We start from the raw sequence: 14,384 nt of genomic DNA on the forward strand, positions 1-14,384 counted from the left end.
ATGCAGCTGGAAGACATTCTTCGCCAGATCAATACCAAGTACATCGATGGTCATCATTCCTCTCCTTCGACTGCCGGTTGCACAACGATGCTCCGGGGTGGGAGAGCCGTCCATCCCATTAGCTGGCGCAAGGAATATGGCGGGCTGAAGACCGACCAGGCACGGCGGATGAAGGATCTGGAGAAGGAAAACCAACGGCTGCGCCGGGCGATCTCGGACCTGACGCTGGACAAGCTGATATTGCAGGAAGCTGCACGGGGAAACTTCTGAGCCCCGCGCGGCGACGGCGCTGCATCGATCATATACGACGGGATCTGCCAGTCCGGCTATCCGAGCGACGGATATGCCGGGTTCTAGGGCAGCATCGATCGACACAGCGTAAAGTGCCGCGTGGGGCGGATGACGAACAGGCGCTGACGGAGGACATCATCGCCTTGGCAAAGCAATATGGTCGTTACGGCTACCGCCGGGTCACGGCGTTGCTGTGCCATGCGGGGTGGACGGTGAACCATAAACGGGTCGAGCGGATATGGCGGCGCGAAGGGCTCAAGGTGCCGCAGCGCCAGCCCAAACGCGGGCGTCTATGGCTCAACGACGGATCATGCATCCGCCTGCGGCCTGAGTATCCTGGGCATGTGTGGGCCTACGACTTCGTCGAGGGGCGCACGCATGACGGCCGCAAGTTCCGCATCCTGACGATCATCGACGAGGCCAGCAGGGAATGTCTGGCGCTTATCGTTGCGCGACAGCTCAAACATGAGGATGTGCTGGCGGCCTTGGCGGACCTGTTCATCTCGCGCGGCCCGCCTGCACATATACGGTCAGATAACGTCCTATGTCGGGAAGCAGCAGCGGGCAAAGGCCAGCAGGTCTCGTTGCGCCGAGTGTAATCGGCGCTGATGATTTTTATGATCCAGATGGCTTCCATCGTCAAGGAATGCGCTCTCGGCCATAGCAAACACAGGATCCAGCAGCCGCGTGGGTCGTGGTCCTCACCGTCCTTAAAATGAGATACGGATGCCAGATGGAAGGCCCGAACATTATCTACAGGGTCGCGGTAGCGCCCTCACGGCTGCACAGAGAGGGGTCCTTCCATCTGGTGTCCGCCCGTTCGACGAACGGACGGTACTCGGTTCCCGTCTTGATGACGGCATGCGCAACGCGCGCCATTTTGGCGGTGAGCGCGGTCATCGCCTTGCGACGGCGATCGGGGTCGTTGGGATACCCGGCGACATAGCGCCCCAGCTTATCGCGGAAGCTGTTGTCGCGCTGGCGGATCGCGACCTGCGTCGCCATCCAGAATGTACGCCGCAACCGGGCATTGCCATACTTTGACAGCTTGGTCCGACCGCGGAACATGCCGGACTGACAGGTAGCGAGGTCGAGGCCACAGAACTTGAGAAACTGGCGATGATGGCTGAAGCGGCGCAGATCACCGGCCTCGGCAAGGATCGTCAGGGCATTGATCGGTCCGATGCCTGGGATCATCCGCAGAAGCTGATAATCGCGGTTCGCGGCCAGCGCGTCATGGGCGATCCGCTCAATCTCATTGCGTTGTTGGATCAGGGTACGAGCCTGAGCGACGACCATGCGGAACATCGTGATCGCAGTGGAATCCTCGTCAATCGGCAGCGCGATCGATGCAGAGGCGGTCTCATAGATATCGTTGACTACCCGGGCCTTGGAGACCTTGCGACCGATCAACGGCCAGGCCTGTTCAGTGAAGGCTTCGCGGCCGATCGAGATGATGCTCCCCGGCGTCGGGAAACGTTCGATCAGCGCCAGGAACCAGTCAGACCGGCTGTTGCCGGCGAAACGCTCGATCTCCGGGAAATACAGCGGCAGGTAGTGGGTCAGGATCCTATGCCAGGCCTGGGTCTTCGCCTTTGATATGGCTTCATGCGTCTTCGACATCTCCTGCAGATCGTTGATACCGGCTGCCAGCGGATCGACATAGCGCTGGGTCGCACCGATCCTCAACATATGCAGGATCACTTGCGCGTCCTTGGAATCGTTCTTGTCCCAGCCATTGTGCAGCGCTTCGCGCGTCCGGGCCAAGGCGACCGACGAGATCAGGCGCAACTCAAACCCGGCGGACAGCAATCGATGCGCCAGCGTGCGGTGATAGTTGCCAGTCGCTTCGAAACCGACAATCACGGGCTTGCCAATGATCGTCAGATCGTCGGCCAGGCGATCATAATCCGCCTTCGTCGCCATCACTGTCATGCGGCGCCGGCGGCCGCCCTCCGGTCGTTCAAGCAGAACTTCCTGGCGGTGCTTGGACATATCGATGGCTACCAGCACGGCGTCGGCGGGAGTAGAACTGCGCTTGGTCATGATCGGTCAGTCTCCAAAGGGTTGAGTCGACAACTTCACTTTAGAGACCTGCTGACCGGTCATGGCCGCCTTGATGAAGTCTGCGGGCGCTACGCGCCCTTGCCTCCATCAAGGCAATCCGGCCTTCAACAGGCCGCTTCCCAATGTGCTATGGGAGCGAATTTATCGCGACCGCTGTCCAGAAATGGCTGGGTCAGATCGGTGTGAAGACGCTCTACATCACCCCAGGATCACCATGGGAGAATGGCTATAACGAAAGCTTCAACGGGTCGCTTCGCGACGAACTGCTCAATGGTGAGATCTTCTACAGCCTCGCCGAGGCCAGGGTGCTGATCGAAGCTTGGCGGCGGCATTACAACACCGTCCGCCCGCATAGCAGCCTGGGATACCGACCACCGGCACCAGAAACGGCGACACCGCCATATCCGGCCTCCGGTTCCGCTTCGCTCCACCTCCGTCCGGATATGGCGGCGATGGGATTAATCCACTAACACTCCAATCGGTCCACTCGGTGGGGGCAGATCACCGGAGCATCCTTAGGTGGTCGATATTGACTATGAAGGGGAGGTGGACTGATGAACGGCGCGATCATCGCCCCCCTCGTCGTTTCCCTCACCCTCTTGCTAAGCTCGCACATTCGTTGCACTATGTAGGCGGCGGGCAGACCATTAGGTGGATGGTTTGCTATGGTTGAAGACAAGATCTTGAGATTGAGTGCAGTGATTGATGCGACCGGCTGCCCGAAATCCCTTATTTACCGCCGCATAAAAGACGGCACTTTCCCGAGGTCGGTGCGAATTGGCCCTCGCTCTGTCGGATGGCCAGCGTCACAAATACAACTTTGGATCCAAAATCCTGAGGGTTACGTCCAGACGTAACCGAACGGATAAAATGCCATTGCGTTTGTTCTTGCAGGTCGAATATCTGCCGCGCTTCAGTAGGTGCGGTTCCGCGTGATATTCAGGCGGCAACCTCATACCAGGTCAACAATTGCCCGGGCGGATAGGTGGTCAAGGCTGTCGCTGATCCAACGGGCATAGTGGCGCTCAATCATTGCCACCGACGTGTCGTGATTGGCAGCCACGAGCCTGATCGGGAGGCCGAATCGTAACCCGCGAACAATTGAGGAGTGCCGGAGAGCGTAAGGTATGACACCTTCAAGATTTACCTTCTCCATGAGATCAATCCACGGCCTCCGCATCTCGGATGGAGTCTTCCAGCCATGGCGACCCGCCCGTTCCCACGCTGCGGGTCCTGTCTGGCGATGATGCCATCGTTCCAAGAGAGGCGCATTGCTTTGCCTTCCTTGGCACGCGGCCCTAAGCACTCCCAGTACATCTTGACCGATCTGCATGCGAATATATGGCTTCGCCTTCCCCCGGCCCTTCGAGGAAGGAGGTATCAACAAGCGCGCATGACCAAACTGAACGTCGCAGACTCGCATTTTAACCAGTTGAGAAAATCTCGCGCCCGTCGCGGCCAAAAGCAAAACAAGGAGAGCGAAGTCGCCTTCCTCGTCATGCTCTTTCGCGGCCTGCACGATCTGACGAATTTGACGATCCTCAAGAACCTGATTCTCTCTCGCAACCTCTTCGTTGGTGGCCATTTCGGAAAAAGTGGGCTTCAGGCCATGCTTGACCGTAACCGCGAAATCGCTTCGGAGAAAACGGCGCTTCTCCTCATAAATGGCGTTAAGCGCGGCCCTGAAATCCGTTACGATCCGCGCCTTCGTCGTCCCCTTGATTCCCTTCAACCCCCTTTGCCACAATTTGAGATCTGCCTCAGAGAGTTCAGCGAGTTTTCGCGCGCACAATTTTTCATCACCAAGGACGTAGCGGGTAAGCTTAAACGATGCGGTGGAACGGACCGCCCTACCTACGCGCTCAGACACTTTTTCGTCGCTATCATTTATGTGGGCTTCGACCGCATCTCGGACTGTGAGCGAGAGGTCAAGGTCAGGCGCCCCCGCCTGGATTCCATCGAAGCTTTCGAACCAGTCGTTGGCACGATCAAGCGCTTGCTTCCAGTTGAATACCGACTGACCATCCGCTTCAGCCCTGTCATCCGCCTCACCGATTTTGATTTGGATATAATCGTCCGAAGCACCGGCCCTGCGGAAGCGCGCGAACCATGTCCCCTTACTCTTCCCGCGATAATAGCCGAGGTGCCGTCCCTCAGACACCACCCGCCAGTAAGGAAGCTTGCGGGATGCCAATCGCGCCCGCGCGCTTCGCTCCTGCAAACGAACCTCTCTGACAACTCGCCCCATCAGGCCACTCTCACTTCCTCAATAAATCCTCGATATTGCGCCATGTCGGCATCCTCAATAAATCCTCAATATACCTACTGGATCGCACAGACCCCTACAAGCATCAATTGTCGCAGAAACGGCGGAATTTCGTTAGTTTCAGGAGGCTTCAAGACGTCTGGCGCACTTCAAAATCTGGCTCTCTCACGGCTGAAACACGGGTTCGATTCCCGTAGGGGTCACCATTTCGGCGATTTTCCGCAGATTTGCGAGAAACTCCGGCAGGTGCGCCCATATCACGAGGTCAGGCGGTCCATTTAGGTGGTCCATATGAGCACTCGATTGCTCTCCCCCTTAAGGCGCAAAAACTCCTCGCAATATCGGTTCCGCATGGTCGTACCGCCCCATTATCGGGGGCAGATCGGCAAGGCAGAAATCAAGCAGTCACTCTGCACGGACGACCTCGGCGAAGCCCGACGACTGGGCACTGCTCGCCAACATGACTGGCTGAAAAAGTTCGAACTGATCGAGCTTGGACTCAAGGCACGGGACTCGCTTGCCGGCACGGATGCGATCGATGGCTATCAGAGGTGGCCGGGTTGGTCTGAACAGGGATCGGCATGGGATAAGTGGATCGTCTGCCGGTTTCGTGATCGAACTGCCGATATGGGGCGTCAAGGAGGGAGGGCGTAGCCCGACCGGAGTGACGCCCCATATCGGCGGCCAATTTCATGCTGCCATCGCCACCGGCAGATTGTCAAAATATGTCTGGTCCGGGGTCCTGGCGCCGAGGCTCGAATGCGGCCTCTTCGCGTTGTAAAAGTTCAGATAACGACCGATCGATGCCCGGGCTTCGCTGACTGCGGCGTAGGCGTGGAGGTAAACCTCCTCATATTTCACCGAGCGCCACAGGCGTTCGACCACCACATTGTCGCGCCAAGCGCCCCGACCGTCCATGCTGATGGCGATTTCCTCGCGCAGCAGCACGCTGGTGAAGGCGAGCGAAGTGAACTGACTACCCTGGTCGGTGTTGAATATCTCCGGCTTGCCGTAGCGCGCCAGCGCTTCCTCCAGCGCCTCGACACAGAAGTCGGCCTCCATCGTGATCGACACCCGCCAGGCTAGGACCTTGCGGCTGAACCAGTCGACAATCGCCACGAGATAGACGAACCCCCTCGCCATCGGGATGTAGCTGATGTCCGTTGCCCAGACCTGGTTGGGCCGCACGATCGGCAGCTTGCGCAACAAATAGGGGTAAATCTTGTGCCCCGGCGTCGGCTTCGATGTGTTCGGGCGACGGTAGATCGCCTCGATCCCCATCTTCTTCATCAGCGTGGCGACATGCTGGCGACCGATCTCGATGCCGTCCTGCCGCAGCAGATCGCGCAGCATCCGACTACCCGCGAACGGAAATTCCAAGTGCAACTCGTCGATACGTCGCATGATCGCCAGATCAGCCTCCGAAACCGGCCTGGGCAGGTAATAGACGCTGCCCCGGCTGATTCCCAATTCCCGCGCCTGTCGCGCCAGCGGCAAATTGTGCGAAGGATCGATCATCGCTTTGCGCTCGGCAACAGACCGGCCTTCCCGAGCGCGCCGGCCAAAAAATCATTCGCCAGCGTCAACTCGCCGATCTTGGCATGCAGCGTCTTCACATCGACCGGCGGTTCGGCCGTCTCCGATGCATTGTCCGAACCAAATACGCCTGCCGCGCCCTCCAGCAACTGGCTACGCCATGTCGTGATCTGATTCGGATGCACGTCAAACTGCTGCGCCAACTCGGCCAGCGTCTTCTCGCCCTTCACGGCAGCCAATGCCACCTTCGCCTTGAAAGCCGGGCTGTGATTCCGGCGGGGTCGTTTACTCATCGCTACTCCTGTCACGCGGCCATCCTGGCCGCCGTCAGGCAGAAAATCCACTTATCCTGCTGTCCAGATTCTCCAGGCCACCTCTATCTAACAGACTGTCCGTCGAGTTGGGCAGTATGGACAAAGCCATTTCTCACGAACGCGATGGGATCGCTCTGGCTGAAACAGACCATCTGAAATGCCCTATGGCGGAGGAATTGGGTCTTCAGTCCGGTGATAGCCATCCTCTGCCGGGCAGTCCCGACCCTGCCTATCGCCACCCATCGATGCAGGCGCTCATCCATTCACGGCACAATGCGACGACCGCGATGCGGAAAGGCGCCGTTTCCGGCAAGGGTGTACGAGGACTGGGCCGCCAAGCAGCCCGCTTCGGCGCGAAAGCGTTGCGATGAATGGCGCGTTTCGATCCGTCGTTTCGCCAAACTATTCGGCGACATCAATGTCGCCGATGTCGACCGGGACATGGTCATCGATTTTCGCGACGCGATGGCACGGCTGCCAACGCGGCCGAAGAAGCATGCGGCATGCTTGCCGCTGCTGGATCAGATCCGGCCGGGCCTACATGACGCTGGTTCGTTCGGCGCATAAATTTCTGGTCCATTGGATGCTGCAAAATCTTAAGCGGCATCTCGATGATGCGGACGCGATCTGAGAGCCCGAATCGGACTCCCTACTCGCCACGACCGAGATGGGCTGCTGAACCGCCTGTCACAGAACGCATGGCCGACTTTTGCACCGCGCGAGGTGGGACGTTATTCGGTCCCCTCGACCGTCGACGCATGCTGGAGGGTGAGAGGCGGCAATTGAATACCCAACGCGTTGAGAGTGCCAGCGCAGTGAACCACGGTGAGCGTAAGCATGGCGTCGCGATGGAATGATTTCGTGTAGCTCAGTACCCGCTGCGCCTGCGCCAGCCAGGCGAGCAGCGAAAGCTCATCACGGCCGAGCCAGCTAGTGCCGGGCACATTGACCCGCATGCCTGCGCGGTGCGCCAGATCACGAAGCCGACCAAATTGCGCCTCATAGAGGAACAGGGCCCGATCATCGGTCTGGTCTCCTCGCAGCATGCGGATGACGCGCTGTTCGATAAACGAACGGCGCTTGAGCGCCATCGCCGTTCGACGCGGCGATCCTCGGGCGATTATTGCCAATGAGACACTCTCTCAATGAAGGTTTTCAGGACATGAAAAATTCGACGGGGACCACCAGTTCGATGCTGTCGCCCTTCACCTCTTCAGGCGGTCTGGGCAGCGGCGCGGCGCGCTTGGGCAGGCTGAGAGCCTCCTCGTCGAGGGAGCGGACGCCCGAGGACCGCTCCAGCCGGACAGACAAGACCTTGCCATCGCGGTTCATGACGAAGCGGATATAGGGCACGCCCTGCTGGCGCCGGAACGCCGCCTCCCGCGGATAGCGCTTCACCTTGTTGAGCGCGCCCAGCACAAGGCCTTCCCAACTGGGTTTGGCATCGCTGGCCTTCTACGCGGGCGGTGCCGGCTTGGTTTCCGGAGCCGTGGTCTTTTCGATCGGCGGGTCGGGATCGATGACAGGCTTGGCCGCAACCAGCGTGACCGGGTTCTGGCTTGGGATCGCGATTTCGGGAACCTCGATCCTGGGGCGATCGGGCTGAAGCTGCGCCTTTTCCTTCTGGACCTGCTCGGGGCCTGGGGGCGCCTGCCGCTGCGGTTCGGGCGGTGCGGCTGGAGCGGCAATGTCGAACAGGCTGAGCGCGGGCGTTGGCTTTGCTGCAGTGTAGACCTGCCAGGACAAAAACAGGCCAGCGGCTATGACCATGGCGACGCAGCAAACCCCGCCCATTCCGAACAGCCGCGTCTGAAGGCTCATGGGCTGGTCCGCATAGCGACCCGACGGCCCCCATTCTGACGCTGCTGATATCGCCCCCATATCGACGAGGCCCATCTGGCGGGCAGGATCGTCCGACGCATCATAGGCCAGAGGAGCCACCCGCGCGCTGCTGCGATTGACCGTCATGCTCTCATTTCCTCACCCAACGGGCGCGGTCGCTCGCCCTGGGCAGGCTGATCTCATCATGCTCGACGATCGCCTGATGGCCGGGCCCTATGTCGAACAGGACATAATAGGGGCCTTTGGGCCGCGCGAAGGTCAGCGTGCCATCCTTGCCCAGTTTGCCGGCCAGCAGCCGCCTGTCGGCATGATCAATTACCTCAAGGCGCTCGCCCTGTGCTGTTTCCCCTTCGGCATAGCCTCCCCGACACCGGACAGTCGCCGGGTCCAGCAACACGCATTTGAGGATCGGTTCATGCGCCAGCGCAGGCATCGACAAGCCGCCGATGATGACGGCCAGCCCACAGGCTAGAGATTTTCTCACAGCTGTCATTTCGTGCGCTCCTGATTGGCGAACCAAGTGACGGTCGCAGGCGAGACGGCGGCCATCGGCCACGATGTCTGATGGACCGCGCCGTCCTTGCCCACGACCGTCATCCATAATTCACTCCTGGCGGTGAGATTGGAGGGCAACTGGATCTGCGTCGAACGCTCCCAGCGCGCGCCCTCGAACGCAACGCCCGAAGCGCGCATGGCGCGTGGGCGATTGACCTTGAGGGTGACGCGCAGGATCTGGTTGTCGCAGCTTTCGCAAAAGCGCAGACGATAGGCTTTCATCGGCACATCCATGTCGACCAGTTCCGGGCCATCACGGTCAGTCTCGGCAAAAGTGAAAGTCCAGGGGCCGACCTGACCATGTATCGCATCCTCGCGTTGCAAGGGCTTGGTCTCCACCTGTGCGAAGGCAACGACGAAGGCCCCGGCGGTCGAAGGCAGCAGAAGCCAGCCGATCCAACGCCGCGATTGGCGGATCGGCACTTCGACCACCAGCGCGGTCTTCTTGCGCGGGCTACGCTCCGTGCTGGCCTTGACCGGCGGCTGCCACGGCCATTTCGGCAGGGCGAAGACGAGTGCGACCGCAGCGAGGCCAATCCATCCGGTCCATATGGCAATGCCGACTCCGGCCGTCACAAGCCCGGCGATGCCAAGCGCCAATGCGCCTGCCAGTAGCACCCAGCCACCAATTCGCGCGCCCAGGCGCCAATGCGGCGCGGGCACGATGCGCAGCAGATGTTTGGCATGGCGCTCCATGCCCACGGCCAGCGCCACAAAGCCAAGGAAGCTCAGCGCCAGCATGGAGAGATGCACGCCGCTCACGCTGCGCCTCCCGCACCGAGCAGCCATGCCGCCGCGCTCAGCAATGCCGTGCCGCACAGCACGACGCCCCAGATCCACCGCAGGCGACGGATATGGAAGGCCCAGATGACGAACCCCGCATAGAGCGCAAAGCTCAACATGGATGCGCTCAGCACCGCTTGCGCCTTGGGAAGCGGCCAGACGAGCGCGAGCAGCACGGTTGCGGCAGAGATCAGCGCATAACCGCCCAGAAATGCGCCTGCGACCCGCGATGCAACCGCCAGGCGGTAGCCCACGGAAACGGACTTGCCCCGGCTCATGCCTGCGCCGCCCGCAGCACGGGTTGACGGGCAGTCGTCGCCGGCACGGACCGCAAACGCCGCTGCACCTTGCGAGCCGTGAAGGCGAAGGCACCGGCGAGGCCCAGCATGGTGAGATCGAACCCGGCGAATACCCAGTCTCCCTCGCTCAGCGAGACCGGCAGACCCCGCCCGGTCGTCAGCGCATTCAGCAGCGGCACGCAGGCGAAAGCGGCGCAGCTTGCCCAGAGCAGTTCAACCCACGCCCTGCGCAGCGGACGGCCCAGCGCGTAGAACAGCGTACCCAGCCACAGCGCGAACAGGCTGTGATATTCCCAGGCCGCACGGTCCATCATGTCGACCGGAAGCAGTCGGTTGGCCCAAAAGAAGCCCGCTACCGCCAGCGGCAAGCCTGCAATCGTGGCGACGTTCAGGCTCTCGACCAGACGCACGCCGAACTGCTCCTGATGCCCGCGGTCTTCGTTCAGATGAAAGCGGCGCCGCTTGACGGACCACAGCACCAGTCCCGTACCGACCATCGCGCAGCCAAGCAGGCCGGACGCAAAATAGGCCCAGCGCCCCCACATATCGGCGTAGAGGCCTTCATGCAGGTTGAACAGCACGCTCTGTGTCACGCCCGGCGCGCCGCTGGAGCCTGGCTCATCGGGCAGGCGCTGGCCGGTGTCGGCGTTGAACCGCATGGTTGCCGCATCATTCCGCCCAAGGCCCATCGGGACGTGAGTGATTTCCACTGCCGGCCCCTCGCCTTCCATCCGCTCGACGGTGATCCAGGCGATCTGATCCATGCCCCACGCCTTGCCGGCCTGTGCGATCATGGGCGCGAGCGGTGCTGCCGGACGGCCTATCGGTGCATGCCTATGCTCTCCGCCTTCGTACAGTTCATCATAATAGGCCCCGCTCGTTTCCGGGTCGGTGCCGTAGACCACGTCCTTGCCGGCAGGCATGTAGGCGAAGAGAAAGAAGACCAGCCCGCTATAGGTGATCATCAGGAAGAAGGGCAGCGCCATCACGCTGACCACATTATGCGCATCCAGCCAGGAACGCTGGCCCTTGCCGGGGCGGAAGGTGAAGAAGTCCTTGAAGATCTTCTTGTGGGTGATGACCCCGCTGACGATCGCCAGCAGCATCAGCATCGTGGCCATGCCGACGATCCGGATCGCCCAGTCATAGGGCAGGTAGTGCAGTGCATAGTGCATGCGGTAGAGGCCAAAGCCGCCCGCCGTCTCTCGCGGTTCGGGATCGGGCGGCAGGACGGCGCCGCTGGCCGGGTCAAGGCGCTCATTGCTGCTGGCGCCATAGTCATGCGTCCCGCTCGGCATTTCCTCCCAGCGGACGGAGAAATTCTGCCAGTCGCGGTCCCCCTGTTGCCGGTAGGGGAAGATGATCTGCCAACTCGCGGCGACCGGAGCGACTGTGGTCAATCGTTCGATGGCCCGGTTGGTCAGGATCGTGCGATCGACCTCAGCCGGCGCCACCGTGACCACCCGCTCAGGCTGCATCCAGCGGCTAATCTCCTGCTGGAAATAGCCCGCCGTGCCGGTCACGAAAACGAAGAACAGCAGCCAGCCTGCCACCAGTCCAACCCAGGTGTGCAGCCAGGCCATCGACTGGCGGAATGCGTCTTTCATGCGATTGCTTTTCAATACCGTTTGGAGAGCGTCTGTCAGTTAGACGTTTGACCGCTGCGGATTTTCACATTTTCTCTCGCAACGTGACACGGCCCATGCCCGCGCGTGGCTTGCTTGACCAAGCAGAGCGACCTCTGGAGCGGGGCCTTCGCCGCCATATCCCGCGCGAAACCTTCGACTGGGAACGCCAGAGGTTTCGCGCGGGTCATCGGCTCAGTAGGTTCCGCGCAGCGTGACCATGAAGTTGCGGGGATTGCCATAAGTCGCCGCGCTGCTGGTGGAGACGCGATACGTCTTGTTTGCCAGATTATCGAGGTAGACACCCAGCGTCAGATGCCGGTTGATCTCGTAATCGGCACTGGCGCCGATCACGGCATAGCCCTTGCGCAAGTCCGAGTTGCCGAACACGCGGACGCCGGCACCAAGGCGCAGCCCCTCCAGCGCATCAGGAAGCTGATAGGTGCTCCACACCCGCGCCGAATGTTTGGGCGCCCAGAGCAGGATCGGGCCGCCTTCGTCGTCTTCCTTGTTCTTGGTCACGTTGAACGTGTATCCAGCGGAAATCTGCCAGCTCTGCGTCAGCGCGCCTTTCAGTTCGGCGTCGAACCCCTTGCTGGTCTGAAGCTTCGCCACGCGCTGCATATAGGTGGTGCCATAGCCGGGGATGACGACCTGCCCCTGCGTTTCATCATTCACATAGACGTTGTTCTTCTCGATGTAGAACACCGAAAAGGCCGCCTGCAATGCACCTCCGTTGAGGTCACCCTTGACGCCGCCCTCGAAGTTGCGGCCGGTGGTCGGCTTGTCCGAAAAGCTGATCTGCGTGGCATCCTCGTGCCACTGGCCGATCGGCACGATGTTCTGCATCGGCTCGAAGATTTCGGAGTAGCTGGCATAGGTCGTCCAGTCGGGCGAGACGTCATAGGTGACGGCCGCGTAAGGCACGAACTTGCCGATCGTCTGGCCCCGGAAATTCTCGTTGCGGCTGTAGCGCCCGCCGATAATCACCTTGACCGGATCGGCAATATGCATGCCCAGCGTGCCCCAGAAGCCGTAACGGCTCGTGACCCAGCCGTCTTCGCTGTAGACGCTGCCCCAAGTGCCATATCCGCTCCAGGTGGCGATTTCGGCCTTGGTCGGCTTGGCGTAGCGATAATAGGTCAGATAGTCTTCGACCGTCACGCCGGCGATACTGCCGATCGGGTTGGTCGAATTGGCGTCGCTGCGCGACCAGTTCGCGCCGACGGCAACGTCGTGCTGCCGGCCAAACAAGGTGAACTTGCCCTTCAAATTGGCGTCCGCCATCGTCTGGTTGGAATAGCCGTGCGACATCCAGCGCATGAAGAAACCGCTGGGGACTGCCGCATCGGAATTGATGCCGATGCCATAATAGCCATAAAGCTCGTCGGAATCGACTTCGCTGCGGGTGAGGTTGACGGTCAGGTTCCAGTCGGGGCTGAAATCGTGGCTGGCCTTGGCGAAATATTGCAGGGTCTGCGCCTTGTCATAGGACCATTCGGGCATCCAGGAATCCCGCTTCGACAGGATCGGCAGATTCTCCGGCGTGCCGAGACTGCCCGAACGCCATGCCAATGTGCGTTCATATTTCTGCGTGTTCAGATCGTCATAGCTCAGGCCCGCCGACAGCGTTGTATGCGCGCCTGCGTCCCATTCAATGATGCCATAGCCGAACTTGTCCTTGGTATAGGCGCCGGTGAAATAGGAATCCGCGTCCTGCCAGCCCGCCACCACGCGCGCCCGCAATGTGCCCGAAGCATTGAGCGGCCCGCCCACGTCAAGCTCGGCGCGGTAATTGTCCCAGCTTCCCGCATAGGCGGCGAACTTGATCTGGCGCTTGGTCGTCGGGCGCTTGCGCACAAGGTTGACCGTGCCGCTGGCGTCCCCGTTTCCCGAATAGAGTCCATCCGCACCGCGCATCACCTCGACATGGTCATAGGCGAGCAGATTGGGTAGGCCGACGCCGTTGATGATCGATTGCAGGCCGTCATGCATGCGCATGGGGCTGCCGCCGTCTATCGTCAAATTCTGCATCAGAAAGCCGCGCGAATAGAATACGGGGGTACGGGCATTATAGGAGGCCACGTAGACGCCGGTCACCTGATCGAGCGCGGCGGTCACGGTGGTGATATCCTTGTCCTCGATCTCCTGCGCGGTCAGCACCGTGACGCTGCGGGGGATGTCGCGCAGGCGCTGCGCCGACTTGCCGCCGACCTGTGCATATTGCCCGGCAAGGGACTTCGTACCCTCGGTCATCGTCAGGGCAAGATCCGCGCCATCGGTGCCGTTGGCCGTCATGGTTGCAGTTGCGCCCTCGACCCTCACCGGCCCCAGCTGGACCGCCCCCTCAGCCGATCTGGGCGCTCTTTCAAGCGTATAGGAGCGCGCACCGCTCTGCCGGAAGGTGAGGCCTGTTCCGACCAGCAGGCGCGATAGCGCCTCGGCCGGGCCATAGCTGCCCTGAAGGCCCGGACTGGCAATGCCGTTCGTCAGGTCTGCATCATAGATGATTTCGATATCGGCTGCCTCGCCAAGGCGGTTGAGCGCAACGGCCAGCGGCCCGGCAGGCACATTATAGCTGCGCCCCTGGGCATAGGCGCTCGTTGGCATGACGATCCCGGCGCCCAGCGCGGTCGTCGCGAGCAACGTCGCCGGAATGACAGTGCGAAATCCCGCCACAGCAGCCTTGCCGGCCTCTACAATCTTCACGTGTTAACCCCCAAAATTCAGGCATCTGATATGAATGGCAATTCGCTAATGCGAAGCGCCTTCAAGAACATGACGTCTCAAATCTCGAAGTGAGAAC

At 60.9% G+C, this 14,384-nt stretch carries 13 protein-coding genes and 3 pseudogenes; 5 read left to right on the forward strand and 11 right to left on the reverse strand.

What is annotated here, in order from left to right:
• Nucleotides 1-123: 123 nt before the first annotated feature.
• Nucleotides 124-830: pseudogene (locus CG471_RS09945) on the forward strand (IS3 family transposase); the annotation flags it as partial.
• A gap of 210 nt (nucleotides 831-1,040) precedes the next feature.
• On the opposite strand, the pseudogene CG471_RS09950 reads toward CG471_RS09945, so the two are convergent.
• A pseudogene (locus tag CG471_RS09950) lies at nucleotides 1,041-2,337 on the reverse strand (IS110 family transposase).
• 152 nt (nucleotides 2,338-2,489) lie between these two features.
• Here CG471_RS09950 and CG471_RS09955 point away from each other — a divergent pair.
• A pseudogene (locus tag CG471_RS09955) lies at nucleotides 2,490-2,828 on the forward strand (transposase); the annotation flags it as partial.
• Between the two features lie 195 nt (nucleotides 2,829-3,023).
• A complete protein-coding gene (locus tag CG471_RS09960) occupies nucleotides 3,024-3,215 on the forward strand; it encodes an AlpA family transcriptional regulator (RefSeq protein WP_099231769.1) in 192 nt (63 codons plus the stop codon).
• Nucleotides 3,216-3,310: 95 nt separating this feature from the next.
• On the opposite strand, the gene CG471_RS09965 is transcribed toward CG471_RS09960, so the two are convergent.
• Complete coding sequence (locus CG471_RS09965; RefSeq protein ID WP_099231770.1) at nucleotides 3,311-4,606, reverse strand: tyrosine-type recombinase/integrase; 1,296 nt, start codon at nucleotides 4,604-4,606, stop codon at nucleotides 3,311-3,313.
• A 309-nt stretch (nucleotides 4,607-4,915) separates the two neighbouring features.
• Between CG471_RS09965 and CG471_RS09970 the strand changes: the two genes are divergently transcribed.
• On the forward strand, nucleotides 4,916-5,278 hold the full coding sequence (locus CG471_RS09970; RefSeq protein ID WP_180275660.1) for a DUF6538 domain-containing protein: 363 nt from the start codon (nucleotides 4,916-4,918) through the stop codon (nucleotides 5,276-5,278).
• Between the two features lie 36 nt (nucleotides 5,279-5,314).
• Here the strand turns inward: CG471_RS09970 and CG471_RS09975 are convergent.
• A protein-coding gene (locus CG471_RS09975; RefSeq protein ID WP_099231772.1) for an IS3 family transposase occupies nucleotides 5,315-6,453 on the reverse strand; the annotation gives its coding sequence in 2 pieces (ribosomal slippage) (nucleotides 5,315-6,186 and nucleotides 6,186-6,453; 1,140 coding nt in all).
• A gap of 336 nt (nucleotides 6,454-6,789) precedes the next feature.
• On the opposite strand from CG471_RS09975, the gene CG471_RS09985 reads away from it, so the two are divergent.
• Nucleotides 6,790-7,041, forward strand: a complete 252-nt coding sequence (locus tag CG471_RS09985) for a hypothetical protein (RefSeq protein ID WP_099231774.1) — start codon at nucleotides 6,790-6,792, stop codon at nucleotides 7,039-7,041.
• A gap of 164 nt (nucleotides 7,042-7,205) precedes the next feature.
• Here the strand turns inward: CG471_RS09985 and CG471_RS09990 are convergent, their stop codons facing one another.
• The 8 genes from CG471_RS09990 to CG471_RS10020 form a co-directional block, all read right to left on the reverse strand.
• On the reverse strand, nucleotides 7,206-7,565 hold the full coding sequence (locus CG471_RS09990; protein ID WP_099231775.1) for a hypothetical protein: 360 nt from the start codon (nucleotides 7,563-7,565) through the stop codon (nucleotides 7,206-7,208).
• Between the two features lie 64 nt (nucleotides 7,566-7,629).
• Nucleotides 7,630-7,893, reverse strand: coding sequence for an energy transducer TonB (locus CG471_RS31225; protein ID WP_257211490.1), 264 nt, complete (start codon nucleotides 7,891-7,893; stop codon nucleotides 7,630-7,632).
• Between the two features lie 36 nt (nucleotides 7,894-7,929).
• On the reverse strand, nucleotides 7,930-8,442 hold the full coding sequence (locus CG471_RS31230; protein ID WP_257211491.1) for a hypothetical protein: 513 nt from the start codon (nucleotides 8,440-8,442) through the stop codon (nucleotides 7,930-7,932).
• A gap of 4 nt (nucleotides 8,443-8,446) precedes the next feature.
• Entirely contained in the window at nucleotides 8,447-8,809 is a 363-nt protein-coding gene (locus CG471_RS10000; protein ID WP_004207406.1) for a hypothetical protein, read from the reverse strand.
• Nucleotides 8,806-9,633 (reverse strand): DUF3325 domain-containing protein, encoded by an 828-nt coding sequence (locus CG471_RS10005; protein ID WP_099231776.1) that lies wholly within the window; start codon nucleotides 9,631-9,633, stop codon nucleotides 8,806-8,808. The genes CG471_RS10000 and CG471_RS10005 overlap by 4 nt, the downstream gene beginning before the upstream one ends.
• Nucleotides 9,630-9,932: an iron transporter gene (locus CG471_RS10010; RefSeq protein WP_099231777.1), complete on the reverse strand. Its 303-nt coding sequence runs from the start codon at nucleotides 9,930-9,932 to the stop codon at nucleotides 9,630-9,632. The genes CG471_RS10005 and CG471_RS10010 overlap by 4 nt, the downstream gene beginning before the upstream one ends.
• Nucleotides 9,929-11,560, reverse strand: a complete 1,632-nt coding sequence (locus CG471_RS10015) for a PepSY domain-containing protein (RefSeq protein ID WP_099231778.1) — start codon at nucleotides 11,558-11,560, stop codon at nucleotides 9,929-9,931. The genes CG471_RS10010 and CG471_RS10015 overlap by 4 nt, the downstream gene beginning before the upstream one ends.
• 213 nt (nucleotides 11,561-11,773) lie before the next feature.
• Complete coding sequence (locus CG471_RS10020) at nucleotides 11,774-14,287, reverse strand: TonB-dependent receptor (RefSeq protein ID WP_143560179.1); 2,514 nt, start codon at nucleotides 14,285-14,287, stop codon at nucleotides 11,774-11,776.
• Nucleotides 14,288-14,384: the final 97 nt, after the last annotated feature.

This window comes from Sphingobium sp. IP1 (genome assembly GCF_002708645.1).
Classification (GTDB): domain Bacteria; phylum Pseudomonadota; class Alphaproteobacteria; order Sphingomonadales; family Sphingomonadaceae; genus Sphingobium; species Sphingobium yanoikuyae.

Coding starts and splice junctions, on each gene's coding strand:
- CG471_RS09960 (WP_099231769.1), top strand. CDS start 3,024: ATGGTTGAAGACAAGATCTTGAGATTGAGTGCAGTGATTGATGCGACC.
- CG471_RS09965 (WP_099231770.1), bottom strand. CDS start 4,606: ATGGGGCGAGTTGTCAGAGAGGTTCGTTTGCAGGAGCGAAGCGCGCGG.
- CG471_RS09970 (WP_180275660.1), top strand. CDS start 4,916: ATGAGCACTCGATTGCTCTCCCCCTTAAGGCGCAAAAACTCCTCGCAA.
- CG471_RS09990 (WP_099231775.1), bottom strand. CDS start 7,565: ATGGCGCTCAAGCGCCGTTCGTTTATCGAACAGCGCGTCATCCGCATG.
- CG471_RS31230 (WP_257211491.1), bottom strand. CDS start 8,442: ATGACGGTCAATCGCAGCAGCGCGCGGGTGGCTCCTCTGGCCTATGAT.
- CG471_RS10000 (WP_004207406.1), bottom strand. CDS start 8,809: ATGACAGCTGTGAGAAAATCTCTAGCCTGTGGGCTGGCCGTCATCATC.
- CG471_RS10010 (WP_099231777.1), bottom strand. CDS start 9,932: ATGAGCCGGGGCAAGTCCGTTTCCGTGGGCTACCGCCTGGCGGTTGCA.
- CG471_RS10015 (WP_099231778.1), bottom strand. CDS start 11,560: ATGAAAGACGCATTCCGCCAGTCGATGGCCTGGCTGCACACCTGGGTT.